22 protein-coding genes and 1 other annotated feature (1 of these 23 cut by a window edge) are annotated in these 25,597 nt (G+C 31.7%); of the genes, 17 read left to right on the top strand and 5 right to left on the bottom strand.

From position 1 onward, the window contains the following. Nucleotides 1–145: a binding site (T-box leader), on the bottom strand (it extends 54 nt beyond the left edge of the window). Between the two features lie 190 nt (nucleotides 146–335). Together N4A40_01235 and N4A40_01230 are read left to right on the top strand one after the other, a co-directional pair. Continuing rightward, on the top strand, nucleotides 336–1,472 hold the full coding sequence (locus N4A40_01235) for a class I SAM-dependent RNA methyltransferase (protein MCT4660454.1): 1,137 nt from the start codon (nucleotides 336–338) through the stop codon (nucleotides 1,470–1,472). Nucleotides 1,473–1,490: 18 nt separating this feature from the next. Then, a complete protein-coding gene (locus N4A40_01230) occupies nucleotides 1,491–1,787 on the top strand; it encodes a hypothetical protein (protein ID MCT4660453.1) in 297 nt (98 codons plus the stop codon). Nucleotides 1,788–1,814: 27 nt separating this feature from the next. Here the strand turns inward: N4A40_01230 and N4A40_01225 are convergent, their stop codons facing one another. Further along, nucleotides 1,815–2,132 (bottom strand): hypothetical protein, encoded by a 318-nt coding sequence (locus tag N4A40_01225; protein MCT4660452.1) that lies wholly within the window; start codon nucleotides 2,130–2,132, stop codon nucleotides 1,815–1,817. 112 nt (nucleotides 2,133–2,244) lie between these two features. Then, nucleotides 2,245–4,308 carry an ATP-dependent helicase gene (locus tag N4A40_01220; protein MCT4660451.1) on the bottom strand — a complete coding sequence of 688 codons (2,064 nt, stop codon included), beginning with the start codon at nucleotides 4,306–4,308 and terminating at the stop codon, nucleotides 2,245–2,247. Nucleotides 4,309–4,556: 248 nt separating this feature from the next. Here N4A40_01220 and glnA point away from each other — a divergent pair, with 248 nt between their 5' ends. From glnA to N4A40_01155, 13 genes are all read left to right on the top strand, one after another. Continuing rightward, on the top strand, nucleotides 4,557–5,882 hold the full coding sequence (gene glnA / locus N4A40_01215; protein MCT4660450.1) for a type I glutamate--ammonia ligase: 1,326 nt from the start codon (nucleotides 4,557–4,559) through the stop codon (nucleotides 5,880–5,882). A 120-nt stretch (nucleotides 5,883–6,002) separates the two neighbouring features. Then, a complete protein-coding gene (locus N4A40_01210) occupies nucleotides 6,003–6,590 on the top strand; it encodes an ANTAR domain-containing protein (protein ID MCT4660449.1) in 588 nt (195 codons plus the stop codon). Further along, the gene (locus N4A40_01205) at nucleotides 6,568–7,026 is read left to right on the top strand and encodes a DUF134 domain-containing protein (GenBank protein MCT4660448.1); all 459 of its coding nucleotides are present in this window, start codon (nucleotides 6,568–6,570) and stop codon (nucleotides 7,024–7,026) included. The genes N4A40_01210 and N4A40_01205 overlap by 23 nt, the downstream gene beginning before the upstream one ends. Before the next feature lie 86 nt (nucleotides 7,027–7,112). Continuing rightward, nucleotides 7,113–7,871 (top strand): hypothetical protein, encoded by a 759-nt coding sequence (locus N4A40_01200; GenBank protein ID MCT4660447.1) that lies wholly within the window; start codon nucleotides 7,113–7,115, stop codon nucleotides 7,869–7,871. A gap of 264 nt (nucleotides 7,872–8,135) precedes the next feature. After that, nucleotides 8,136–9,437, top strand: coding sequence for a maltose ABC transporter substrate-binding protein (locus tag N4A40_01195; GenBank protein MCT4660446.1), 1,302 nt, complete (start codon nucleotides 8,136–8,138; stop codon nucleotides 9,435–9,437). Between the two features lie 57 nt (nucleotides 9,438–9,494). Further along, complete coding sequence (locus N4A40_01190) at nucleotides 9,495–10,424, top strand: sugar ABC transporter permease (GenBank protein MCT4660445.1); 930 nt, start codon at nucleotides 9,495–9,497, stop codon at nucleotides 10,422–10,424. Continuing rightward, nucleotides 10,425–11,285, top strand: a complete 861-nt coding sequence (locus tag N4A40_01185; GenBank protein ID MCT4660444.1) for a sugar ABC transporter permease — start codon at nucleotides 10,425–10,427, stop codon at nucleotides 11,283–11,285. 15 nt (nucleotides 11,286–11,300) lie between these two features. Beyond that, nucleotides 11,301–12,311: a LacI family transcriptional regulator gene (locus tag N4A40_01180; protein MCT4660443.1), complete on the top strand. Its 1,011-nt coding sequence runs from the start codon at nucleotides 11,301–11,303 to the stop codon at nucleotides 12,309–12,311. A gap of 46 nt (nucleotides 12,312–12,357) precedes the next feature. Next, nucleotides 12,358–13,656 carry an alpha-amylase family glycosyl hydrolase gene (locus N4A40_01175; GenBank protein MCT4660442.1) on the top strand — a complete coding sequence of 433 codons (1,299 nt, stop codon included), beginning with the start codon at nucleotides 12,358–12,360 and terminating at the stop codon, nucleotides 13,654–13,656. Next, entirely contained in the window at nucleotides 13,646–15,598 is a 1,953-nt protein-coding gene (locus N4A40_01170) for an amylo-alpha-1,6-glucosidase (GenBank protein MCT4660441.1), read from the top strand. Before N4A40_01175 ends, N4A40_01170 begins: the two co-directional genes overlap by 11 nt. Then, complete coding sequence (locus N4A40_01165) at nucleotides 15,595–17,850, top strand: glycoside hydrolase family 31 protein (protein MCT4660440.1); 2,256 nt, start codon at nucleotides 15,595–15,597, stop codon at nucleotides 17,848–17,850. The genes N4A40_01170 and N4A40_01165 overlap by 4 nt, the downstream gene beginning before the upstream one ends. 224 nt (nucleotides 17,851–18,074) lie before the next feature. After that, entirely contained in the window at nucleotides 18,075–18,980 is a 906-nt protein-coding gene (locus tag N4A40_01160; GenBank protein ID MCT4660439.1) for a chemotaxis protein, read from the top strand. 104 nt (nucleotides 18,981–19,084) lie between these two features. Next, nucleotides 19,085–19,768: a MerR family transcriptional regulator gene (locus N4A40_01155; protein ID MCT4660438.1), complete on the top strand. Its 684-nt coding sequence runs from the start codon at nucleotides 19,085–19,087 to the stop codon at nucleotides 19,766–19,768. A gap of 10 nt (nucleotides 19,769–19,778) precedes the next feature. On the opposite strand, the gene N4A40_01150 is transcribed toward N4A40_01155, so the two are convergent. From N4A40_01150 to N4A40_01140, 3 genes are all read right to left on the bottom strand, one after another. Further along, nucleotides 19,779–20,039: a cysteine-rich small domain-containing protein gene (locus N4A40_01150; GenBank protein ID MCT4660437.1), complete on the bottom strand. Its 261-nt coding sequence runs from the start codon at nucleotides 20,037–20,039 to the stop codon at nucleotides 19,779–19,781. 56 nt (nucleotides 20,040–20,095) lie between these two features. Continuing rightward, nucleotides 20,096–21,721 (bottom strand): alpha-glucan family phosphorylase, encoded by a 1,626-nt coding sequence (glgP, locus tag N4A40_01145; protein MCT4660436.1) that lies wholly within the window; start codon nucleotides 21,719–21,721, stop codon nucleotides 20,096–20,098. A 66-nt stretch (nucleotides 21,722–21,787) separates the two neighbouring features. Then, nucleotides 21,788–24,076: a family 65 glycosyl hydrolase domain-containing protein gene (locus N4A40_01140; protein ID MCT4660435.1), complete on the bottom strand. Its 2,289-nt coding sequence runs from the start codon at nucleotides 24,074–24,076 to the stop codon at nucleotides 21,788–21,790. A 192-nt stretch (nucleotides 24,077–24,268) separates the two neighbouring features. Here N4A40_01140 and truA point away from each other — a divergent pair, with 192 nt between their 5' ends. Continuing rightward, entirely contained in the window at nucleotides 24,269–25,021 is a 753-nt protein-coding gene (gene truA / locus N4A40_01135) for a tRNA pseudouridine(38-40) synthase TruA (GenBank protein ID MCT4660434.1), read from the top strand. 76 nt (nucleotides 25,022–25,097) lie between these two features. Next, nucleotides 25,098–25,412, top strand: a complete 315-nt coding sequence (locus N4A40_01130) for a hypothetical protein (GenBank protein MCT4660433.1) — start codon at nucleotides 25,098–25,100, stop codon at nucleotides 25,410–25,412. Nucleotides 25,413–25,597 lie beyond the last annotated feature (185 nt).

The following is a 25,597-nucleotide window of genomic DNA, read 5'->3' as shown; positions in this document are numbered from 1 at the left end:
CAAATCGTTTAACGCACGAAAACGCGATGCTTTCACATCGAAGCTCCAGAACCGTAATTCACTAAAATATCACATCAAAGTTTTTCACCAACCAACTTCTCTCTAAATAGGATATAGTAGCTACTATTTCTTTCATAGCTTATATAAATAATTATTGCTATAGGCAATATAATATTATCAAAATTTGAATTTGTCAAGTTAAAAATTAATTTAATAATTTTCTAGTAGTTAAAAGTAAATAAGATAATAATTTTATTTGGAAAAATACTATTCTCTGATACAATAGAATAAGAATGAGTTGATAAAGGCAAATAAAAGAAGAACAGGAGAATGGTATGGAGTATCAAATGATAGCAACATCGACATTTGGATTAGAAGCGATAGTTAAAAGAGAAGTTGAAGCTATTGGCGCAAAAATAGAAAAAGTCGACAATGGAAGAATAGATTTTTCAGGAGGTATTGATTTAATACCGAAGGCAAATTTATGGCTTAGAGTAGCGGATAGAGTGCTTTTGAAAATGGGCGAATTTAGAGCAGAGAGTTTTGCATCTCTATTTGACAAAACCTATGATATACCTTGGGAACATTGGATTACAGAAGATGCAAATTTTATAGTACAGGGAAAATCTGTTAAGTCAACATTATACAGCGTTAGAGATTGTCAATCTATAGTGGAGAAAGCTATAGTTAAGAGATTACAAACTAAATATGATCAAGACTGGTTTAAAAAGACAGGACCTAGATATAAAGTACAGGTAGCTATATTAAAAGATATAGTTACTATAACACTAGATACGAGTGGAGAGGGACTGCATAAAAGAGGATATAGAGAAAAGGCAGTTGCAGCTCCTATAAAAGAGACATTAGCAGCAGCATTAATAAATCTTAGCTTTTGGAAAAAAGACAAGATGTTGATTGACCCATTTTGCGGTTCGGGTACAATATTGATTGAAGCGGCAATGATTGGTAAAAACATAGCACCTGGTTTGTACAGAAATTTTGATTCTGAAAAATGGCCAATTATTCCACAAAAATTTTGGAAAGAAGCTAAAGTAGATGCATTAAAGCAGATTGACCAAGATTTGGAATTGAATCTTAGAGGATATGATATTGACGGAAAAGCAATTGAAATAGCAAAATTGAATGCTGAGAATGCTGGAGTGGATGATTGTATTAGTTTTGAAGAGCGGGCGTTTGATTATTTTGATAAATTAGAGGATTATGGAGTTATAGTTACTAATCCACCTTATGGAGAGCGACTGAGTGAAGTTCAAGCTGTAGGGAAGTTATATAAAAAAATGGGGCAGGTATTTCAAACTATGCCTACTTGGTCTAAATACGTAATAACATCGTATGAAGCATTTGAAAAAGCTTCGGGGATGAAAGCTAGTAAAAAGCGAAAATTATTCAATGGTCGATTAAAAGTTGACTATTATCAATATTTTGGTGAAAAACCACCACGCAAAAAATAACAGAAAGAAGGGTGTTAGATGCAGAAAAAATATAGAATTGTTGAAAAAGATAATTTTAAATATACTCTAGAATGCAAGGTATGTCATGGAAAATTTAGAGTGCCGAGAAATCATGGTAAAATAGTAGCTAAATGTCCGAAATGTCAAACCAGACATAGCGTAGATACAGATAATCAAAACTCAAGCAATCTAAATATATCACCTGATTTTTTAAAAAATTTATTTTTTGAGTACGGTCGATTAAATGTGAAATTAGCTTATGCAGCATTGTTTATTCTCTGCATAGTGTATGCTATGTTAAGATCGATTTTTTAGATAAAAAAAAGGGCGTAAAGCCCTTTTTTATATGTTTTTCTTTGAGTTGAAACCATAAATGTCAAGAACTGGTATTACGAACATAAATCCGATACCAGGTTTAGATAAGTCTCCGAGTGTGTTTTGAATATCCTCGATTACTTCATTTAAAGTTTCTTCTTCCTTAACAACACTTATTATAGTCTTGTTATAAGGGCGATCGCCTTCTAATAGACGGCGAATGCTAGAAAACATTGGAATATTTACATTGTGTTCTAATAATATTTTCCCCATACCAACACTGTCTAACGTAGTTGCTCCTACTCCATGATTATAAAATACTTCGTGAACATCATCGAGCAACATGGTGTCGTTTAAAATTAGAAAAAGAGCATACATACTATCATCCCCAATCATTAGTTTGATAAATCACTAGCCTATAAAGACATTATACTACTTTGTTAAAAAAAAGACCATGTTATAAAAATTTTATTAAATTATTTTCTAAACTCAATGAGCTAGAAAGTTTTTTTACTCCATGACCTTCGAAATAAACAGTAATAATATCACCATTAATAGATATTATTCTTCCTTTATTAAAAATTTTGTGTTCTACTTGTTGATCTTCCACGAATAAATCCATAGTTGAGTCACATTTTGATAACTGTAGTTCGGACAAAAACATAGAAGGAGAAACTAATTTTCCGTTTAAGGAAGAGTATGTTAGTAAGTGAAGATCTTTTTTTGCTCTAGTCATACCAACATAAAATAGCCTTCGTTCTTCTTCTATATCATTAACTATACCCCGCTGATAGCTGTCTAAAGCAGATTGTCCAGGAAATTCTCCATCAATTAAGTCAATCATAAATACTTGATCAAATTCAAGACCCTTTGCAGAGTGAATTGTGCTTAAATATATATTTGAATTTGTATTTTTTTGCCTCAATTTTTTTCTTAGCAATGCAATGTGGAGCAAAAATGAATTTAGTGAATCTTGATTTTGTGAAATAAGTTTAAAAATAGAAATATATTTCGATACGTGTTCAAAAGATGTTCCAAACTTTTCACAATGTTCTTTTACGTAGTCTAGATAATTTAAATCATTTTCGATAAAAGAAATTGCTTTAGCGGGCTCTAACTTAGATAATCTCTTAAACTTATGTTTTAAAGAGAGCATTCTTTCCTTTTGAAAACTTTTTAGTTTTTCAAATTTTGTCAAACTATCAAATATAGAGATATCACTTGGATGCTTTTCTAAAAAATTTACGTGTTCTTTTGAAATATAAGCATTCATTTTATAATAAATTTTTTCGAAGGCTTTCAAATCCAATGGATTTAAAGCTAGAAGTATAAAAGATGTAAAATCTTTTATTACCCAATGACTGAAAAAATTTAGTTTTGAATCTTTCATTTGAAAAGATTTATTTGAACTTATTAAAGCATTTGCTATTGGAATCAATGAGAGATTTGTTCTGCTCAAAATAGCACAATTTGAATTATCGAGATTACAATCTAATTGATCTGAGAGATATTGCAACTGAAATTTTTCAGTTTTAAATTGTTTAAAATGAATTGGATTTTGATGTTTTGAATCGGTTTTTATTTTTTTAGGATATCTATTTTTGTTTTTTACTATAATTTGATTACTTGAATCGACAATATCTTTTGTGGAGCGATAATTTTGTTCCATAAAATAAATCGAGCTATCTTTGTATGTTTTTTCAAAAGATAGTAGTTCACTAGGCGAAGCTCCCCTAAAGCCATATATACTTTGATCATCATCAGCTACCATAAATAAATTATTGTGGCGCGATAAAAGTTCTTTTATGATTTTATGTTGTACTAAAGAGGTATCTTGAGCTTCATCTATTTGTAAGAATGAATAAAGTTGTTTGTATTTAATTGCAACAATATGATTGCTAGATAATATTTTTAGTGCTAGTAAAAGCATATCGTCAAAGTCAATATATTGGTTAGATTTTTTAATTTGCTCATAAGTCTTAAAGATTTGTTCAAAGTGAAGAATATTAGAAAATTCAGGATCACTAGGAGAAATGCACTTGTTTTTAACTAGACTTATTTGGCTTATCAGTTCTTCTAATTTATCATCGGTGATAGTTGTATTTGTTATTTGTCTATAGATCATTTTTAGAATGTCTATTTTGTTTGGCGAAGAATCACTTCCTTCTATCAGGTTTAAATTCAAGTGTTCTCTATAAGAGTATTCACGTATGATTTTAAATGCGAAACTATGTATAGTTGAAAATGTTATTTTACCTAAATTTAAGCCCTTAAATAGTGAATCAAATTTTTTTTGCATGTCTAAAGCAGCCGCTTTACTAAAGGTTAGTGACAGTATTTGATTTGATTTGACATTATGGTTAATCAACAAATGAGCAGTTCTAGTCATTAGTACGGTTGTTTTACCAGCACCTGGTACAGCTAAAACTAAGGCTGGGTTTTCGAAATGAGTTATAGCATTTTGCTGTTGCTCATTAAAATTTATATTATGAGTTTCAAACATATAAGAAAATAAATCCATTTAAAGTCCCTTCTTAAAAAATAAAATTAGTATACTTTGCAATATGATTATATCATGTAATTATAAGCATTGTATAAGAAGAAATATATTTTGAATTAAAAAAATATAAAAAAAGACTTGATATTTGTGTGAGATATAGATATAATTGTTTTTATAAGTGAGCAAAGGCGTTCACAATGATGGGTATTAGACCCTTTGTTGTGGACGCCTTTTTGCGTTTGAAAATAAGTTGGAGAGGTGATTTGGTAATGAATAGCAATTACACGAAGGAAGAAGTTAGAGACTTAGTTAAATCAAGAGGAGTAGAGTTAATTCACTTGCAGTTTACTGATTTAGCAGGGGTAATGAAAAATGTATCAATACCAGTAGAGCAAATTGACACTGCGTTAGATGGAGAGATTATGTTTGATGGTTCATCAATAGATGGATTCGTTAGGATCGAAGAATCAGATATGTATTTAAAACCAGACGTGACTTCGTTCATTATTTTTCCGTGGTCACCAAAAGAAGCAAGAATTATTTGTGATGTATATACAAGAGATCAAAAACCATTTGAAGGATGTCCAAGAAATATATTAAAAAGAGCACTTAAGCAAGCAGAGGATATGGGTTATAAATTCAATGTTGGACCAGAGTGTGAGTTCTTTTTATTCAATACAGATGAAAAAGGAAATGCAGTTCTTGAAACTCAAGATAATGCAGGATATTTTGACATGTCACCAGTTGATTTGGGTGGAAATGCAAGACGAGATATGATAAGTGTGCTGAAAGAAATTGGATTTGAAATAGAGGCAGCTCATCACGAATGTGCTCCAGGTCAACATGAAATTGATTTTAAATATGAGAATGCACTTAGAGCTGCAGATCATATTATGACATTTAAAATGGTTGTAAGAATAATAGCGCAAAGACATGGTTTACACGCTACATTTATGCCAAAACCATTAGAAGGTATAGCTGGATCAGGAATGCATATTAACATGTCACTTCAAAATGCTTCAGGAAATGCATTCTATGACGAAAGTAACGAATTAGGATTATCAAAAGAAGCTTATAGTTTTATCGCAGGATTATTAGATCATGCAAAAGCATATACAGCTATTACGAATCCGACAGTGAATTCATATAAGCGATTAGTTCCAGGATATGAAGCACCTGTTTATATTGCATGGTCTGCAAGTAATAGAAGTCCACTTGTAAGAGTTCCATCTAAAAGAGGGGCTGCTTCGAGAGTAGAACTTAGAAGTCCAGACCCATCTGCAAATCCTTATTTGGCATTAGCTAGTGTATTAGGGGCAGGTTTAGATGGTATAAAAAATAATAAAGTACCAACAAAATCTATTGATAGAAATATATTTGATATGGATAGAGAAGATTTAAAAGAGGAAAATATTGAACATCTTCCAAGTAATTTATATGAGGCAATTAAGTATTTGAAAGAAGATGAGCTCATGAAAGAAATATTGGGAGACCACGCATTTAAGAAACTTAGACGTCTTGAAAAGGCAGAGTGGAAAGCTTATTCTAGTTTTGTTACAGAGTGGGAAAGAAAAAGATATTTGAAAAAGTTCTAGACAAAAATTACAAATTAATTTAAATTAGAAAAATAGAGGGAGAATACCCTCTATTTTTAATTAGCAAAAATCCATGATATAATAAAATAAGTATTGTTGTATACAAGCTAGGAGGTAAATATGGCTGAAGAAAAAATTTTACTTGTTAGCAGTCAGAGTGGAACGAAAGATATTGTTTCTAGATTGTTGAGGGCTAGAGGATATAGAGTTGCCGTTGTAGATGATGGTTATGCTGCACTTAGAATTGCTAGGAGCCAATATCCGTATTTGGCTATAATCGATAGACAGATTAAAGGCATGGATAGTTTTCAATTAGGAGAAGTATTTGAGGTGGATAAGTTGTCACCAATAGCATATATATTGGATGATAAAGAAAAAATGAGGTTTGAGATTAGCTATTCAGAGAATGTATTTGGGAGTTTTGAATATCCAATTTCACCGGATTCTTTTTATTCGGCACTAGGGCTTATTATGTTGAGCTTAGATAAAGTCAACAAAATGCAAAAAGAACTGGATAAACTAAAAAATAGGCTTGCAAATCAAAAAATAATTGAGAAAGCTAAGTATGTTTTAATTAGTCAATTTAAATGGGATGAAGATAAAGCCTATGCTTATCTGCGAAAGACGAGTATGGATGAGTGCAAGTCATTAGTAAAAGTAGCAAAGGAAATTTTGGAGGGAAAAGATGCCAAGACCAATAAAGTGTAGAAAAATAGAGAAATTACCAGAGTGCTCATATTTTAAACCAATGGGTGTTCCTCTGTATGAATTAGAGGAAGTAACTCTTAAAATCGAAGAGTTCGAAGCTATAAGGCTAAAAGATTCAGTAGGTTTAGACCAAAGCTCATGTTCTGAAAAAATGGCAGTTTCAAGACAGACTTTTCAGCGAATATACTATTCTGCCAAAGAAAAAATAGCTGATGCATTGGTTAATGGAAAGGCTATAAAAATACAGGGTGGAAATTATTCGAAATCTAAGTGTAAAATGATATGTAAAGATTGTAACAGCGAGGTTGAAATTGTTTTTGATTCAAAAGAAGAGATAAAATGTCCTAATTGTGAGTCAAAGCTTTTAGTATGCAAACATGAAGGACAATGTCAATCAAGATGTAATCATGGTAATCATGGAAGAAAAGAAAAATAGTTAATTAAAGATAGTCTAGGGATATGTCGATAATATCAATGGATAGATGTTGATAAGATTCAACAGAGTGATCGGAGTGGTGACATATGGCTAAAGCTAAAAAGAAATGTGAAAAATGTTCTAAAGAACTTTCTTTTTTACAGATCTGTAAATTGAATGGTTCTATTTATTGTGAAAATTGTTTTAAAGAAGTAAAAAAAGCTGGAAAAGGCAAGAAGAACAGCAAGGAGGAGTCCGAGAATTCAGGTGAAAAAGTTTCCGAAAGTGAAACTGATAGAAATGAAAATAAAGTAGATAAATCGAAGAAAGTAAAAAAATCAAAGAAGTCAAGTAAAGCTAAGAAATCAGTTAAAAAATCAAAAAAAGAAAAGAAATCAAAGAAGAAATATATAGTGGCAATTTGTGTTTTAGGAGGTTTGATTCTTTTAGTTAGAGCTTCGGATTTAAATGTTCCATTTTTACCACAAATTCAGGATTCAAGTGGAAAAACACAGACTATGAGTTTGATTCAAGCCTTGATATTGATGCTTGGAGCTGGAGTGATATATATATTGTCGAAGGTGGAAGAATATTTTAAAATTCAGGAGCAAATGATAGATTCTAAGATAAATTTGATGTTAGAAAATATAAAAACGGAAAGCATTGTTGATAAAAAAAGCGATGACGAACTTATATCTATAAAAGATAAGGATGATGAAATCAAACTTACTGATGTGGAGGAAATCAATGAAGCGGAAGATGTTAACGATGAAATAATGATGGAAGAGATAGAGGGCGAAATAGATTTTGAGGAAGAATTAGAAGAAGAAATTCTAATAATAGATGAAGATGACGAAAATTTTTAGGATAGTTTTTTAATATAGCTTTTTGATATAATTTAAAGGTGGAGATTTTTCTCCATCTTTTTTTGTGAAGTTGTGCAAACGCTAGCATAACTTTGGAGCTTTGATGCTCAAAAAAGAAGTTTAAACTCTATTAAATTGGGAATAAATGCATGGAAAGCCGTTAAACGACGAAATATAATAAATTATTTGACAATTCTCAAAAGAAGAATTATAATGAAGTTGTGCAAACGGTTGCAAAAATGCAAAAGTTAGGGAGGATGAACAATGAAAATGAAAAAATTGTTTTCAATGATGATGGTGGCGGTGCTAGCATTTTCTTTATCTGCATGCGGTCAAAGTAGTGATAATGAGTCTGCAAGTGACAATAAGGAAAGCGGTTCCGAAAATGTAGCAGAAGCAAAGGTAGAACTTAATTTATGGGAGCAAATGGAACCTGCAAATCAAGAGTATATGGATGAATTAATTGCAGATTACATGAAAATGAAACCTAATGTAAAAGTTGTGAGAACTCACTATGAAACAGAAGAACTTAGAACTAACTTCCAAACAGCAGCTTTGGCTGGAGAAGGACCAGACTTGGTTTATGGACCAGATGACAATGTCGGAATCTTTTTAGTTAGTCAGTTAATACAACCTGTTACAAATATAATGTCTGAAGATTTTCTTGCTGGATTTGATCAAAATGCAATGGATGCTGGAAAGATGGATGGCAAGTATTATGAAATTCCAATGACTAATGGAAATCAAATAGCAATGCTTTACAATAAAGCATTGGTTAAAGAAGTACCAGAAAAGTGGGAAGATTTCGTTGCATTAGCAGCTGAGCATCAAAATAATACAAATAAAGAGTTAGAAAAAAATACTTATGGATTCTTATATAATTCAAAAGAGCCATTCTGGTTTGTTGGTATATTTAATGGTTATGGTGGATCTGTAATGGATAATGAGTTGAAGCCAACATTAAATACAGAAGCTATGATTAAAGCACTACAATTTGTCGTAGATGTTAGAGATAAATATAAATTAGGTGAAGAAGGCATGGATTATGACATGCCAGATACAATGTTTAAACAAGGAAAATCAGCTTATATTTTAAATGGTGCGTGGTCATGGAGTGCTTATAAAGATGCTGGTATTGACTTAGGCATTGCACCAGCACCTAAGTTACCTGATGGTGGAAATCACATGACATTTTATTCTTCAACAAAAGGATTTGTGATTCCAGAATATGTTAAAGACGAAAAGGCAGTAGCACTTAAAGAATTTATGGAATATGTAATGAGTGCAGAGAATAACGGTAAATATGCATTGATTGCATCAGAGGCGCCAGCAGTTATGGCAGCTAGAGAATTAGATGAAGTCAAAAATGATGAGTTACAAAAAGCGTCTATAGCAACAATTGAGTATACAACACCTATGCCTACAGTACCTCAAATGAGAGCCATTTGGGATGCTATGAGACCTGAATTAGAGGCAGTTATAAATGGTTTAGCGACTCCAGAAGAAGCAGCAGCAAATATGCAAAAAAGTGCTGAAGAAGGAATTGCAACAATCTTAAATGAGTAATTGAATGGTGGGATGATGAAAATCATCCCTCTTTTTAAAAGAAAGAGAGGTAGCTAAATGGTCGCAGAAACTAGTGCAGTCAAAAAGCCAAAAAAGTATGAACGCAGTAATAGCTTGATGATAAAAAAGAGAACACCATATTTATTTACAGCACCAGCACTTATATTATTGATATTGATGGTGTTTTACCCATTGAGTTATGGTTTTTATCTATCTATTACTGATATGAGTTTAAAAACATTTAAGGATCCAAACATAATTGGTTTTGCAAATTATGTAAAAATATTAACGGATGGAAAGATGTTTGCAACACTACTTAGAACGGTAATTTGGACCGTAGTGAACGTATCATTTCACGTGTCTATTGGTCTTTGGTTAGCAATTTTGCTTAATAGAAAATTGCCTGGAAAGGCAATTTATAGAGTTTTGCTTATTATTCCATGGGCTATGCCACAATACATAGCAGCATTGACTTGGAAGGGTATGTTTAATTTCAAATTTGGTGCGGTAAATATTTTATTGCAAAATTTAGGAATGAATCCAGTAAACTGGCTTGGAGATCCTACTATGACATTTATTGCAGCCATTATAACCAATATTTGGTTAGGTTGTGCATTTATGATGATGATTAGTTTAGGAGGATTGCAGTCTATACCAAATGAATTATATGAGGCCGCTGAAATTGATGGCGCTTCAAATTGGCATAAATTTAAGAATATCACGTTGCCGCTTTTGAAACCTGTTCTAGCACCATCTATTGTACTTGGTACTGTTTGGACGTTTAACATGCTAAACGTAATTATCATAATAGCTGGTGGTTTTGGAAATGATAAAACACAAATATTGGTAACTGAAGTTTATAGATTGGCATTTATGTTCTACAGATATGGATATGCAGCAGCTTATTCTGTTGTTATATTCTTTATATTGTTTATATTTGTAATGACGTTTATGAAATTCATAAAAGGAACGGAAGAGGTGAGATAGATGAGATCATTGAAGAATAAACACTTTGAAAAGGGAGACTCTATTCCTAAAATAATAGCGATTTATGTTACACTTACAATAGTTGCGCTGATTTCAATATATCCGCTACTCAATGTACTATCTGTATCACTTAGACCAGATAATTCACTTTTTACATCGAGTTTAAATATAATACCCGAGAATTGGACTTTTGAAAATTATAGAGCAGCACTTACAGAGATAGATTTACTTTTGTGGCTAAAAAACAGTTTGATAATATCAACGCTTACTTGTTTTTTGACATTGGTTGTAGCAGCGCCGGCTGCATATGCTTATTCTAGGTATAGATTTTGGGGAAGAAAAACGGGAATGCTTGTATTTTTGTCTACACAAATGTTTCCGGCCTCTATGCTTTTGTTACCGACGTATATACTTTTAGTAAAACTAAAATTAACGAACGACATGGCAGGATTGCTGATACCATATATAGCTACGGCACTTCCGTTTACAGTTTGGAATCTTAAAGGATATTTTGATACTATACCAAAGTCTTTGGAAGAGAGTGCTTATATAGATGGATGTAGTGCCTTTAAAGCATTCTATAAAATAGTAATACCTCTTTCAACACCAGCACTGGCGGTTTCAGCATTATTTGCATTTATGACGGCATGGTCTGAGTATATTATTGCCAAAGTTATAATGACGAAACCAGAAGTGTTGACATTGCCAGTTGGTCTTGTTAGACTACAAGGAGAGTTTACAACGCAGTGGGGAGTTTACTCTGCAGCTGCTATTATAACAGCATTGCCAGTAGTTATTCTATTTATTAGTTTATCTAGATTTTTAGTAGGTGGATTGACCGTTGGAGGTGTTAAGGAATAAAAAGGATGTGACTATATGCCATCAACAATAAAAGATGTAGCAAAATTAGCAGGAGTGTCTCCATCTACAGTATCAAGAGTTATTTCTAATAGTTCTAGAATAAGTGATGCGACTAAAACAAGAGTGTATGAAGCGATGAAAGTATTAAATTACAAACCAAATATAATAGCTAGGAGTTTGGCTAACAAGTCCACTAAAACGCTTGGATTAATATTACCAGATACTGACGAGCATAATGCATTGAATCCGTTTTTTATACAATTAATGAGAGGTGTAAGCTTTTATGCTCAAAAGAGAGGATATTATATATTGTATGCATATGCATCAGAGGGTCAAGATAGACTTAGTGTAGTACAGGACATGATAGACAGTAGGTGGGTAGATGGAATTATATTAGCCAATTCAGAATCAGAGGATTCGGCGATTGAATATTTGAAAAAAATCGAAAAACCATTTGTCGTAGTTGGAAGACCACAGGAAAAAGATGATATATTGTGGGTGGACAATGACAATTTTCATGCCATGTATGAGGTAGTTAATAGGCTAATTAGAAGAGGAAATAAACATATAGCATTTATCGGTGGAAGTAGTAATTACACTGTTACAAGAGATCGTTTTGATGGCTATAAATTAGCACTTGAAAATAGAGGAATTCAGATAGAGGAAGATTTAGTTGTATATACGGATTTCGACGAGGATCATGGATATGAAGCTGCAAAAAAAATATTAGAAAATTATCATGTCGATGCATTTGCTACAACAGATGATTTACTAGCGTTTGGAGCATTAAAAGCGTTAAAGTTTTTGAAAAAAGGTAAGATGGACGTAGTAGGATTTAACAATACACTACTTGCAGAGTATTTTAAACCAACATTAAGTAGTGTAGATATAAGATCTGAAGAGTTAGGACATCATGCTGCTAAACTTCTGATAGATTATTTAAATAACGAAGAGAGAAAATTGTATAATTATATCGTAGATACTGCATTTATAGAGAGAGAGTCTACGACTTATAAAAAGCCCTAAGGATAAAGCTTAGGGCTTTCTTGTAAGCAAAAGGAGGAATTTGAATATGGCAGAACAAACATCAACAAAGCTTAGAAATTTAGTGATATATGAAATCTATATTAGAAATCATACAGTAGAAGGAACATTTAGTTCTATAATATCAGACTTAGATAGAATAAAAAATTTGGGCGTAGATATTATTTGGTTTATGCCAATACATCCTATTGGAAAAATTTCTAGAAAAGGAAGTTTGGGGTGTCCATATTCAATAGAGGATTATGACTCAGTGAATCCTGAATATGGAACGGAATATGAATTTGAAAAATTGCTTAAGGAAATACATAAAAGAGGCATGAAGTGTATTATAGATGTAGTCTACAATCATACATCACATGAATCGAAACTCTATAAACTACACCCAGATGCATTTTATAGTGAAGATAAAATTCCAAAATCAAAGGTTTCTGATTGGAGTGATGTAATAGATATAGATTATGAAAAAGCTATATTAGATGAAAATCTAATTTGTTCATTAGAGAAGTGGATTGACTTAGGCGTAGATGGTTTTAGGTGTGATGTAGCATCAATGGTGCCTGTGGATTTTTGGTTAAAAGCTAGATCAAGAATTGAAGATAAGAAAAAAGATGTTATTTGGCTTGCTGAATCTGTAGAGCCTCATTTTGTAAAAGAGCTGAGAGATATGGGTCATAAAGCCTGGTCTGAATCGGAGGTATTTGAGGCATTTGATATTTTATATGATTATGATGTTCATGAATATTTGAAAAACTATTTTGCTGGAAATGGAAGTCTGAAACGATATATTGAAGGCATAAAGGCACAAGATGGTAGTTATCAAGAAAACTATGTTAAATTGAAATTTTTAGAAAATCATGACAATCCAAGAGCAAGTTATATGATAAACGATAAATCAAGACTTTGGAATTGGACGGCGTTTATGTATTTTCAAAAGGGAGCAGTTTTATTATATGCGGGTCAAGAAAGTTATGATAAAAAGACTCCAAGCTTGTTTGAAAAAGATGAAGTAAACTGGGAAAATAGAGATATAGAATATGAGAAATTTATAAAAAAATTAGGAAAAATAAAAAAAGAATTGCCAGTAAATGGAAAACATTCCATAGAATATGATGAAAAACTAGGTGTAGTGATATCTAAGTGGGAAAATAGTGAGTTTGAATGGATTGGAATATTTGATTTGGAGAATAAGTCTATTGAAAAAAATATTCCAATAAAATATTCATATTATAAAGATTTAATGACAGGTTCTAAATGTAAATTTGAAAATAGATATATTAGAGTGGATGGCAAGCCTTTTGTATTGAGGATGAGAAAAGATGAAATATAATGTAAATGATTGGCCGAATTTAGAAGCAGGGATGTCTAAAGAATATTTTTTAACAGATGGATATGGTGGTTTTTTGTCTTCTACAATTTTAGGGATAAATACAAGAAGATATCATGGGATAGACCATCGTTCACTTAGAGCTCCAGTTGACAGACATATTTTCATCAGTAAGATAGCTGAAGAAATTGTAATTGGAGGTGAAAGCTATAGATTGAATCCTGATTTTGATGAATCACTGAAAATAAAAGATTTAGAACCGCTTCAATGTGTAGAAGTAGGTGAAAGTGTTGTTCATAGTTATAAGCTTCCAAATCACAATATTTTTATTAAGAGAGAAATGATAAAAGCTAGAAAAACTGGGTATGTGGCTATTTCGTATGAAATAATAAATAATACAGACAAAAAAATTTATTTGAATTTATATCCATATTGTGTTGATCGGGATCATCACAAACTAAGAAAAGATATGGAAATTAATATTAAGCAGCACAATATAGAGAATGGTGTTTGTTATAGTTTTGATCGCGGAGATTGCTATATGGAAATGGAGAATGCAGTGTTCGAAAGAGAAGATAGCTGGACACCATGGTTATACTATCCAGTTGAAAAACTCAGAGGATTAGATTTTAAAGAAAAAGCATTTGTTCCGACAAAAATTAAGATTTGCGTAAAGAGTAATACAAGAAATGAGTCAGTTCTCTATCTAAAATCAAAGCAAGACGAACATTTTTTTAAGGACATCAAAGAAGATTTAAATAAGAGAATGGATAAAATAGTAAAAAAAAGTGGATTCAAAACAGAATTTGGAAAAGAACTAGTTAGAGCTGCTGATAAATTTATAGTTCATAGAAAATCAACAGAAAATAAAACAATAATAGCAGGTTATCCGTGGTTTACTGATTGGGGCAGGGATACTATGATTGCATTTCCTGGAATAACTTTAGCTACTAAACGATTTGGAGAGGCGAAATCAATACTGATAAGTTTTTCAAAATATTTGAAAGATGGTTTGATACCAAATATGTTTCCTGATGAAAATGAAGAACCCCTATACAATACTTGTGATGCTACGCTTTGGTATTTTATAGCATGCTACAAGTATTATAAAGAAACTGGTGATAAAGAATTTATAGAATCAATATATACAAAATTAGAAGAAGTTATAAAAAAGCATATGTGTGGCACTAAAGGTCCAATTTTTAAAAGTGAAAATGGACTTATTTGGGCAGGTACGGATCAAACTCAATTGACTTGGATGGATGTCAAAGTAGAGGGATGGATACCTATAAAGAGGCATGGATTTGCAGTTGAAATAAATGCACTTTGGTATAATGCACTTTGTATTATGGAAATATTTTCAAATATATGTGGCGGTGATAGCTCATATTATTTTAAAGAAGCTAGTGCGGTCAAAGAGGCTTATGAGGATTTATTTTGGAACGAAGAAAAAGAGTATTTAAATGATGTGGTGAGAGAAAACTATGTAGAAACCGCTTTAAAACCCAACCAAATATTGGCTGTGAGTTTGCCATTTGAATTATTGGATGAAGATAAATCAAAACTAGTAGTAGATAAAATTTTATCTAAATTGTATACACCACTAGGACTGAGAACATTAGAGAATGATGATATTAATTATGAGCCATATTATGAAGGTTGTGCACTAGAGAGAGATGGAGCATATCATAGAGGAACCGTTTGGCCTTGGCTTTTAGGAGAATGGATCAAAGCATATACAAGTGTATATGGTTTAGATGAATTTGTGAGTCAAATTGGGTTTGATGCTATAGAAATGAATTTGAAAGAAGGTGGAATCGGCTCTATTGGAGAAATATATGAAGGAATGTATCCACATATTGGTAGAGGTTGTTTTGCTCAGGCATGGTCAATTGGAACGATATTAGAATCTTATATTTTATTTGATAAAGGAGTAGAAAAATGATAAAAAAGACAACTTACGGATATACTGTAGAAAATGATAATAGCTTTTTGGACATACAATTTTTTGACCACGATATTATAAGATTTGTATATAGTGATCAAAAAAAATTACCAGAAAGTAGTCCTGCTATTATTCTAAAACCTAGAGAATTAGAAGTTTCGCTAGATAAAAATACAATAGAAACAGATAGGATTAAAATAGTAATAGATGAACAAAGTTTAAAGGTCAAGATTTATGATTTAGATGGATTTTTGATAAGTGAAGATTGCAGCTATAGAATAGATAAACCTTTGAAATCAAAAGATATTAAAAAAGAAGACATGACTATGCAAGAACAAGCTCAAAGTGTCGCTGAGTCACAAATTCAAAGTGAGGATATGGTTGTTGAGCTAAAGAAAAAGTTAATGTGGGAAAATGGAATTTATGGCGTTGGTGAAAAATATGGATTTCTAAATAAATTGGGAAGTAAAACAGAAAATTGGAGTTCGGATGTATTGGCTCATGCTCCGCTTCACCATCCATTAGTTGAGCATTATCATACTGCAATTCCATTTTATATTGGATTAGATTTAAATAGAGCATATGGTATCTATCATGACAATACTTACAAAACATTATTTGATTTTGGAAAATACGATTCAGATAATATAACATTTAAAGCTAGTGGAGGAAAGCTAGATTATTACTTTATTTATGGACAAAATGCTAAAGAAATAGTCAGTAAATATGGTCAATTAACGGGTACTATGCCATTACCTAATATATCATACTTAGGCTATCAGCAGAGTAGATGGAGCTACAATGATCGGGATGAATTGATGGAAGTTGCTAAGAAGATGAGAGCGTCAAAAGTTCCATGCGACGTGTTGTATTTAGATATAGATTATATGGATAATTATAAAGTATTTACTGTAGATAGTGATGCATTTTATGATTTTAAAGATATGCTTGAAATGTTAAAAGGTTTGGATTATAAAGTTGTTGTAATAATAGATCCTGGGGTAAAAAAAGAAAAAGGGTATTTTGTATATGATCAAGGTTTAGAAAACAATTATTTCATAAAAAATGAATCGGGAAAAACTAACTACGTAGGAACTGTATGGCCTGGAGAATCGGTATTCCCAGATTTTATGAAAGAATCAGTACGCGAATGGTGGGGAGAATTACACAGAGATTTATTAGAAGCAGGTGTAAATGGTATATGGAATGATATGAATGAACCGGCAGATTCTTCTACTGAATCTAAAACGTTACCACAAAATTGTATTCATGAAGATGATGAACAAAATAGGTATTTGCATAAAGAGGTTCATAATCTATATGGTCTCATGGAAGCAATGGCTACTTATAAAGGTATTGAAAACATAAATACAAATGAAAGACCATTTGTACTAACTAGAGCTGCATTTGCTGGATCTCAAAGGTATGCTGCACTTTGGACTGGCGATAATTCAAGTGTTTGGGAGCATCTTGAGCTATCAATTCCGATGTTTTTGAATTTAGGTTTAAGTGGCTACGCGTTTGTAGGTGGAGATGTTGGCGGTTTCATAGGTAACACGACTCCAGAGCTACTTATAAGATGGAATCAGCTTGGCTGTTTTACACCATTTTTTAGAAATCATAGTTCTCTAGGCTCTACAAGGCAAGAACCTTGGGAATTTGGTCAGGAAACATTGAGTATTATTAAGAATAATATTGGGCAAAGGTATGAACTTATGCGACAATGGTATCATTTAGCATATGAAGCTCATCAATTTGGTTTGCCAATGATGCGACCAGTGTTTTTGGAATATCCTAAAGATATAAATGCATATGATTTGCACGAACAGTTTTTACTAGGTGAAAATATAATGGTATGTCCTATTGTACGACCTAGAATAAAGAAAAAAATGATATATTTGCCGGAAGGAAAATGGTATGATTATTGGACAAATGAAGTTTATAATTCAGGATATCACGTTATTGATGTAAATATTGATAACATTCCTGTTTTCGTTAAATCAGGAAGTGCGATTTTGAAAAATAAATTGATTCAATCTACAAATGAATTAGAAAAAGAACCCGTTGAGATACAGATATATGGAGACGAAAATTTTGAAAAAACATTTTATTTAGATGATGGAAAGACTAATCAATACAAATTTGGGAAATATAGTTTGGTAAAACTAAAATATTTTGAGAAGAATGCAAGTGTAGAAAAAATACACAATGGCCTAGATATTGATAAAATTAGTATAGAGATAATTGTTTAATTTAAAAAATGAAAACAGCCACTATTTAGAGATTATAAAGTATGTTACAAGCAAAATTATATAGACTATTTGCGTAAAGTAATATTCATTTGTGAGATTTTTTAAAGAATTTATGGGTATAAAGTTGTTGAGAAGTGTAAAAAAATGTATAATTAAGGAAATAAGATGCGCTCAACAATAGAAATGCATGTCAGTTGTGTGGATTGCGTGAGGAGGAAAGTTTTATGAATGAAAAAGACGGTATATTATTAGAGAGTGGTACGGGTGAAGTTGAAGTCATAGAATTTAAAGTTGGAAATGAGCATTATGCAATAAATGTAGTTAAAGTAAAAGAAATTATAGAGGTTGACAAGGTAATAAAAGTTCCTACAGCGCCACCAGAAGTCCCAGGAATAACATCTATTCGTGGAGAAGTTATAACTTTGATTGACATGAAGTATGTTTTAGAGAATGTAAAGAAAGAACCTATAGAAAAAAGCATGACATTAATGTGTGAATTTAATCAGCTAAAAGTTGCATTTGCTATTGATGAAGTTCTTGGAATCCACAGAATTAATTGGAATCAAATACAAAAGCCAGATACATTGATAGATGATACTTTGGTTATAGGTAATATTGAAATCGGAGAGAATATACTTATGTTACTCGATTTTGAGAAAATAGTTATGGATATAAGCCCATCTTCTGGTATAAATGTTGGACGTATTGAAAACATTGAACACAAAGATCGATCAAAGAGCAAATTGGTATTGGCAGATGATTCACCAATGATTAGAAAAGTCTTGAATGATGTATTGAGTGAAGCAGGATATGTTAATTTGAAATTCTTTGACGATGGACAACAAGCTTATGATTATCTATCGCAATTAGCAGATATAAAAGGTGAAGATTTCTTGAATGAAGTGGATTTGCTGATTACAGATATAGAGATGCCGATGATGGATGGACATACTCTAACTAGAAAATTGAAGGAAAATAGAGTTACTAAGAATTTGCCTATAATAATATTTTCGTCACTTATTACAAATGATCTGAAGCATAAAGGTGATGCAGTTGGTGCAGATGCTCAGATGAGTAAACCGGAAGTTGGTAAATTGGTAGAACTTGTAGATAGTTTGATACTAAAATAGGTGGATCTTTTAAAACTCAACTTTTGAAAATATATTTTGAAAGTTGAGTTTCTTTTATAGAGAATTGAGTGAATTTTCGTATTTAAATGGGGAGCGATGCGAATATGTCTTATACTATTGGGGAATTTTCAAAAAAACTAGGTGTATCAGGAAGTACAATAAAAAATTATGAGAAAAAATTTAATATAGAAATTGTAAGAAATTCAAAGGGACATAGAATGTATACTGAAAATCAATTGGGATTATTTCAACTTATACTTAGGATGAAAAATATGGGTGCGACACTTGATGTTATTCACAAAATATTAATTCAAAAAAAATTAGTTGGTGAAGTCTCTCTTGAAATAAATGAAAATTATAGCGATGAAAAAGAGATAAGTGAAATAGAACAAGTTGAGGTTATCAAAGATATAGCCGTTATAGATTATAATTCATCAGAGATACAAAAAATAGAAGAAAAGAGATATTCTATAGAAGAAGTGACACAACTTACCGCTAACTTGAAAGAAATACAAGATAATTACATAATGTCACTTAAAGAACAAGTAGAACAAAAAGATAGGCAAATAGCTTATTATGAAAATCAAATTCAAAGAGGACAAGAGCTATTATCGAAAGTGCAGGAATTGCTCGACTATGAAGTTGATAACAATAGGCACCTTCAATCTAAGCTAAATACACTAGAGCAGAATTTAATTGCAGAAAAAAGCGACCAAATAGAAAAAGCCGAAAATCAGAATAAACTAGGTATTTGGTCGAAGTTTAAAAAAGTTTTATTCAATCGCTAGATGATAGAATCTAATCTAGGTTTTCTTTAGCAAGTTCAAGGATTAAAGTTATCTTACTCATTATGTACTCATAGCCGCCAGTTGTATGTGGTATTAGGCAGTCAGAACAATCCTTTATGCCGTTTTTTATTTTGAAATTTCCACCACAGTCTTTTCCCAATGCGTATAGTGGACAATAGCAAAATAGACAATTGAATTCATCTTTATTTTTTATTTTATGACATGGGAAAAATTCACATTTATTATTTTGAAAAAATTTATAGTTTTCCATAAAATCGCCTCCTTTTATATTTTATCTTTAAAAGGAGGCGAAATCAATTCAAATTACTATGCTTTATATAATAATTCGTAATATTCTTCTAGCATTCTTTTTACGTCGAAGAATACTTCGGTAGATTTAATACTTGAAATCATCATTTCAATCCATTTTTTGCGATTATCATAATAAGTTGGTATAACTTCTTCTAAAAGAACTTTATAAAGAGCCTTTACATCATGAGCATCAAAGGCCTGCAAGTCACCATCAAAATCTTCAGCAGTTTTTGCATCTCCAAAAGACCAACCATTAATACCGTGTTCACAAGCTTCAGGCCACCAGCCATCTAAAGTAGAGAGGTTTAAAACTCCATTCATGGCAGCTTTCATTCCAGAAGTTCCGCTAGCCTCTTTAGGTCTTCTTGGATTATTTAGCCATACGTCTGATCCTCTCGTCAAATTAGCTCCAATTGTCATGTCGTAATTTTCTAAAAATACTACTGAATTAGGATATTTTCTGCTCATTGTAACTAAATTTTGAACAATTTCTTTTCCAACGTCATCTAGAGGATGGGCCTTTCCAGAAAATACAATTTGAAGTTTTTGACCTTTTAAAAGTGGTTCTATAATTTCTGGAGATGTGAATATTAAGTCGCTTCTTTTATAGGGAGCAGCTCTTCTAGAAAAACCTATTAAAAGTTTTTCAGGATCTAACTTTACATTATTGCGCTTTGCAATAAAATCAATTAAAGCTTTTTTGTTTTCCATGTGATGATACCACAATAAGTCTATTTCGTTAGATTTAATATCATCTGAAAGTCGTTGATCTACCCAAGTTGGTTTATGAATGGCATTTGTTATACCAAGAATGTTAGAGCGATTGTCAATATGCTTCCACATATCATTTGCAGTTTCTTTATGAAGCTGGGCGACTGCATTAGACATCTTTGAAAGTCTCAATGCAGCAACAGTCATATTGAATGGTTTTCCGCCAAATTCAATCAAATGTTTTTTTGAGAGACCATTATTAGCTCCCATGTACATTAACCTATCGATGTAATGCTCTTCATTTCCCTGAATTATCGGTGTATGTGTTGTAAAGACTATCTCTTTTCTAGTTTTTTCTACAGCTTTTTTATAAGATAGTCCTTTTTCTGTTTTCTCATTTATAAGTTCAAAAGCAGCAAATACAGGATGTCCCTCGTTGAAATGATAAATATCAATATCTAAGTTTAATGCCCTTATAGCTTTTATTCCTCCGATACCAAGAACCATTTCCTGAGCAATTCTTTCTTCTCCAAACCAGCCATAAAGTTGACCTGTAATCCAAGCATCTTCATTTTCAGGTAAATCAGTGTCTAGTAAATATAAATCAGCATTACCAAAGCAATCTACTTTATATACTTTGCAAAGAACCTCACGGTTTCTTATTGTAACTGAAACAGTAATGCCAGTATCTTCTAAGAAATCATAGTCGTAATTATGATAGGTATCATAAGCTTTTCCATCTTTGTCGATCATTTGATCGGTATATCCTTGCTTCCATTTTATACCTATACCAATTACAGGATAATCAAAGTCTCTAGCTCCTTTAATATAGTCTCCAGCTAGAATGCCAAGTCCACCAGCATAAGTTTTGAAAGAAGTATCTAATCCATATTCCATTGAAAAATAAGCTACTTTAGGTAATGTTGACATAAAAAACCTCCTATTTATAGTGGTAACTTCAATTTTTGAGCACCAATTTTATTGTATTTATTATAATTAATTAGATTTTATAAACATAGAGCTACTTAAAGTGTAAGACTTAGAATTAATTAATAAATCTAGTGGTAGTCCATTTATGAGTTCTAAATGAACACCATCATGCTTGACACCAACAGAGAGTATGCGTGATCTGAAATTTAATTTAAAAGTGTAGTTAGTCCAAGCTTTAGGTATAAATGGATTTAAAGACAATTTGTCATCAATAATCTTGAATCCACCAAAACCGTACACTACGCTCATCCATGTTCCTGCCATACTTGTAATGTGAAGTCCATCTTCTGTATCATTATTATAATTATCTAAATCTAGGCGAGCTGTTCTGAGATAAAGCTCATAAGCCTTATCTTCATAGCCGAGTTCACTAGCTATTATTGAATGAACGCAAGGAGATAGAGATGATTCATGAACTGTTCTAGGCTCATAAAAATCAAAATTTTTCTTCTTAACGTCTAAATCATATTGATCATATAAGAAAAATAATCCCTGCAAAACATCAGCTTGTTTTATAAAACAAGACCTAAGAATTCTATCCCAAGACCAATTTTGATTTAGAGGAAGATGCTTTGCATCTAAATCCTCTACGAGTATTTGCTCTTTATCAAGATAGCCATCTTGTTGTAAAAATATACCCATATCTTTGTCTTCAGGAAGGTACATTTTATTTATAATTACATTCCAAGTTTTTAGTTCTTTATCTGTAATATTTAATTTACTCATTAGTCTAGAATGGTCCTTTGGATATTTATGTTCTAATAAACTTAGAACTTCTAAGGTATATTCTAAATTCCATTTAGCCATTCTATTTGTGTACCAATTGTTATTTATATTATTATCGTATTCATTAGGGCCAGTGACACCTAGTAACATATAGACGTCTTTATATGGATTATAATTTACTCTATCGGCCCAAAATCTAGAAATTTGAGCGAGGACTTCGAATCCATTTGACGCTAAATAAGATTCATCTCCAGTATAACGAACATAGTTAAATATAGCATAGGAGATAGCCGCATTTCGGTGTATTTCTTCGAATGTGATTTCCCATTCGTTATGACATTCTTCACCATTCATAGTTACCATAGGATATAGTGCGCCAGCTAAGCCTAGCTTACTGGCATTTTCAATGGCCTTATCAAGTTGATTGTAACGGTAAAGCAACAAGTTCTTAGATATAGACTCATCACTAGTTCCAAGATAGAATGGAAGACAATAAGCTTCCGTATCCCAATAAGTACTTCCACCATATTTTTCGCCTGTAAAGCCCTTAGGTCCTATATTAAGTCTTGAGTCGATGCCTGTATATGTTTGATTTAAATGGAATATGTTAAATCTTATACCCTGCTGTGCTGAAGAATCTCCTTCAATTTTTATATCACAATGATCCCAATGTGATTTCCATTTAGCCTCTGATTTCAAAAATAATGACTCAAAAGAATCTTTGTTGTGAAAATTTAAATTTGAAGAAGCTTTTTTTGTAACATCATTTGTGTCATAATCTCTGCTAGTACTTACATTTATATACTTTGTTAAGTGCACAGATTCACCTTTGTTTAGACTTCCACAAAATTCAGTAGCAGTGAATTTGTTTTTTTCTATTACATTAAAATCTGAAATCCAAAATTCGCTTGACCAGCTATAGCTAGAGGCGACAGAAACTACAAAATCAGTTTTCAAAGTTTTCATCGTAAGACTTGACTGATACTTAGTGGCTTCAGAAGAAATAGATTCCCAAAAAAGCTCATCATAATTTGCATCCTGATTTTTTATATTGCCATCTAAATAAGGCGTGATTTTTATAGAAGCCGAATTTTCAGAAGTTAGTTTGTATGAAATACAAGCTAATTCAGGATCACTTAAACTAAAAAATCTTTCGGAATGTATAGTAAATCGCTTTCCTTTTGATGTGTCAAAAATAATTTTTTTAGATAAAAGTCCATTTTTCATATTTGTTGATCTTTTAAAATCTATTATATTTACTTTAGCTAAGTCAACTAAATCACCATCAATTTCTATTCTAATCCCAATGAAATTTGTTGCATTTAAGACTTTTGCAAAATATTCTGGGTAGCCATTTTTCCACCATCCGACGCGAGTTTTATCAGGATAGTAAATGCCACCTACATATGTTCCTTGAAGAGTATTTCCAGAAAAATCTTCTTCAAAGTTAGCACGACCACCCATATGTCCATTGCCGATACTTAGTAAACTCTCGTATATTTCATTAGTTTCTGGGTGAAAACCATCTTCTGTTAATTCCCATTCATGCTCTAACACATATTGTTTCATCATGACACCAACCTTTTCAAAATAATAGTGCAATCGTTTGCATAGTTTATCAAAAAAATATATGCTTATCTGTTTTGATTATACCAAAAATACACCTGAAAGTTAACCTAGAATGTATTTTTGTTTAAATTGACATATAAAATTGTTAAAGATGTGGTAAAATACAAATGACGATGAAGAGGAGGTAACAAATTGCCAAAATACAATTATAAAATGAAAATTGTTTATGATGGAACTAGATATAAAGGGTGGCAAAGATTAAAGGCTACGGATAATACAATACAAGGAAAGATAGAGGATATTTTAAGTAAAAATTTTGATGAGGAGATAAAAATAGTAGGTTCGGGAAGAACTGATTCAGGTGTACATGCTAGAGGGCAAATTGCAAATTTTTGGACTCAAAAAAGAATAAATGTAAGTGAAATAAAGAGGTATCTGAATAGATATTTGCCAGAAGATATATCATGTGTGAATGTTGAAGAAGTCGAAGAAAGATTTCATTCTAGGTATAATGCTAAAAAGAAAAGATATAGATATACAATACAAAATGACGAGTGCATAAATCCATTTATTAGAAAATACTCGTGGCATATAGAAGAAAAATTGGATTTAGATATAATGAAAAGAGCGAGTAAATTACTTGAAGGGAAAATTGACTTTTCTAGCTTCACAAATTTGAAAAGCAAAAAAAAGTCAAAAATTCGTACAATTTATAAGATAAATATATTAAGAAATGATTCTAAAATTATCATAGATTTTGAGGGTGATGGATTTTTACAGCATATGGTGAGGATACTGGTGGGAACACTCGTTGAATTGGGAAAAAATAATATGACATGTGAGGAGCTAGAACTTATTCTTAGATCAAAAAAGCGAAATGAAAGATGTCCATTGGCTCCGGCAAAAGGTTTGTGTTTAGAAGAAGTGTGTTATGAAGATAATTAGCACTACTTGAATGATAGATTCATTTAATGATATAATTAGGAAGACGTAGAGAAACATAACTAAAAGGAGGGATTCTATGAGTACATCTTCAATATTGGCTATTGCATTAGGTGCATTGCTGATTTGGTTTGGAAATAGAGTACAAAAACCTAATTTAGTAAAGATTGAAACATTAAGTCGAAAAAAGATAAAGAATGGTGAAGAAACGGCTTACAGACAGTTAAATGGTAGATTTTATATACTGGATGGGGTGTTAATAGGAGCTTATGGTATAGCTCTAATGTATAATCCATCATGGCTTGACACCAAAATTAAAATTATTTATTTTTTGGTTGTAGTGGCTATAAATGAGGCTCTTAGACAGATGAGCCGAAAATACTACGTTTCTTAATTGCATTAGATATAGGTGAAGGAGTGTGAACGTGGAAGAATGTCTGTTAAAGATGTAGCGAAGTGGTTTAAAAAAGGAGATCATTCAATTTTAAAGTTGATTCATCATGATATGAATTGCCAAATATTTGATAGAGTGATGCCTATTTTGACATTCTTTGGAGGATTATTATTTTCATGTATATT

Source organism: Tissierellales bacterium (assembly GCA_025210965.1).
Lineage (GTDB): Bacteria > Bacillota > Clostridia > Tissierellales > JAOAQY01 > JAOAQY01.
The sequence above is the reverse complement of the archived record's forward strand: the minus strand, read 5'-3'. Positions and strand labels throughout refer to the sequence as shown.

What these genes read in the sequence shown, in the direction of transcription:
- N4A40_01235 (MCT4660454.1), top strand. Translation starts at nt 336, where the DNA reads ATGGAGTATCAAATGATAGCAACATCGACATTTGGATTAGAAGCGATA.
- N4A40_01230 (MCT4660453.1), top strand. Translation starts at nt 1,491, where the DNA reads ATGCAGAAAAAATATAGAATTGTTGAAAAAGATAATTTTAAATATACT.
- N4A40_01225 (MCT4660452.1), bottom strand. Translation starts at nt 2,132, where the DNA reads ATGTTGCTCGATGATGTTCACGAAGTATTTTATAATCATGGAGTAGGA.
- N4A40_01220 (MCT4660451.1), bottom strand. Translation starts at nt 4,308, where the DNA reads ATGGATTTATTTTCTTATATGTTTGAAACTCATAATATAAATTTTAAT.
- glnA (MCT4660450.1), top strand. Translation starts at nt 4,557, where the DNA reads ATGAATAGCAATTACACGAAGGAAGAAGTTAGAGACTTAGTTAAATCA.
- N4A40_01210 (MCT4660449.1), top strand. Translation starts at nt 6,003, where the DNA reads ATGGCTGAAGAAAAAATTTTACTTGTTAGCAGTCAGAGTGGAACGAAA.
- N4A40_01205 (MCT4660448.1), top strand. Translation starts at nt 6,568, where the DNA reads ATGCCAAGACCAATAAAGTGTAGAAAAATAGAGAAATTACCAGAGTGC.
- N4A40_01200 (MCT4660447.1), top strand. Translation starts at nt 7,113, where the DNA reads ATGGCTAAAGCTAAAAAGAAATGTGAAAAATGTTCTAAAGAACTTTCT.
- N4A40_01195 (MCT4660446.1), top strand. Translation starts at nt 8,136, where the DNA reads ATGAAAATGAAAAAATTGTTTTCAATGATGATGGTGGCGGTGCTAGCA.
- N4A40_01190 (MCT4660445.1), top strand. Translation starts at nt 9,495, where the DNA reads ATGGTCGCAGAAACTAGTGCAGTCAAAAAGCCAAAAAAGTATGAACGC.
- N4A40_01185 (MCT4660444.1), top strand. Translation starts at nt 10,425, where the DNA reads ATGAGATCATTGAAGAATAAACACTTTGAAAAGGGAGACTCTATTCCT.
- N4A40_01180 (MCT4660443.1), top strand. Translation starts at nt 11,301, where the DNA reads ATGCCATCAACAATAAAAGATGTAGCAAAATTAGCAGGAGTGTCTCCA.
- N4A40_01175 (MCT4660442.1), top strand. Translation starts at nt 12,358, where the DNA reads ATGGCAGAACAAACATCAACAAAGCTTAGAAATTTAGTGATATATGAA.
- N4A40_01170 (MCT4660441.1), top strand. Translation starts at nt 13,646, where the DNA reads ATGAAATATAATGTAAATGATTGGCCGAATTTAGAAGCAGGGATGTCT.
- N4A40_01165 (MCT4660440.1), top strand. Translation starts at nt 15,595, where the DNA reads ATGATAAAAAAGACAACTTACGGATATACTGTAGAAAATGATAATAGC.
- N4A40_01160 (MCT4660439.1), top strand. Translation starts at nt 18,075, where the DNA reads ATGAATGAAAAAGACGGTATATTATTAGAGAGTGGTACGGGTGAAGTT.
- N4A40_01155 (MCT4660438.1), top strand. Translation starts at nt 19,085, where the DNA reads ATGTCTTATACTATTGGGGAATTTTCAAAAAAACTAGGTGTATCAGGA.
- N4A40_01150 (MCT4660437.1), bottom strand. Translation starts at nt 20,039, where the DNA reads ATGGAAAACTATAAATTTTTTCAAAATAATAAATGTGAATTTTTCCCA.
- glgP (MCT4660436.1), bottom strand. Translation starts at nt 21,721, where the DNA reads ATGTCAACATTACCTAAAGTAGCTTATTTTTCAATGGAATATGGATTA.
- N4A40_01140 (MCT4660435.1), bottom strand. Translation starts at nt 24,076, where the DNA reads ATGAAACAATATGTGTTAGAGCATGAATGGGAATTAACAGAAGATGGT.
- N4A40_01130 (MCT4660433.1), top strand. Translation starts at nt 25,098, where the DNA reads ATGAGTACATCTTCAATATTGGCTATTGCATTAGGTGCATTGCTGATT.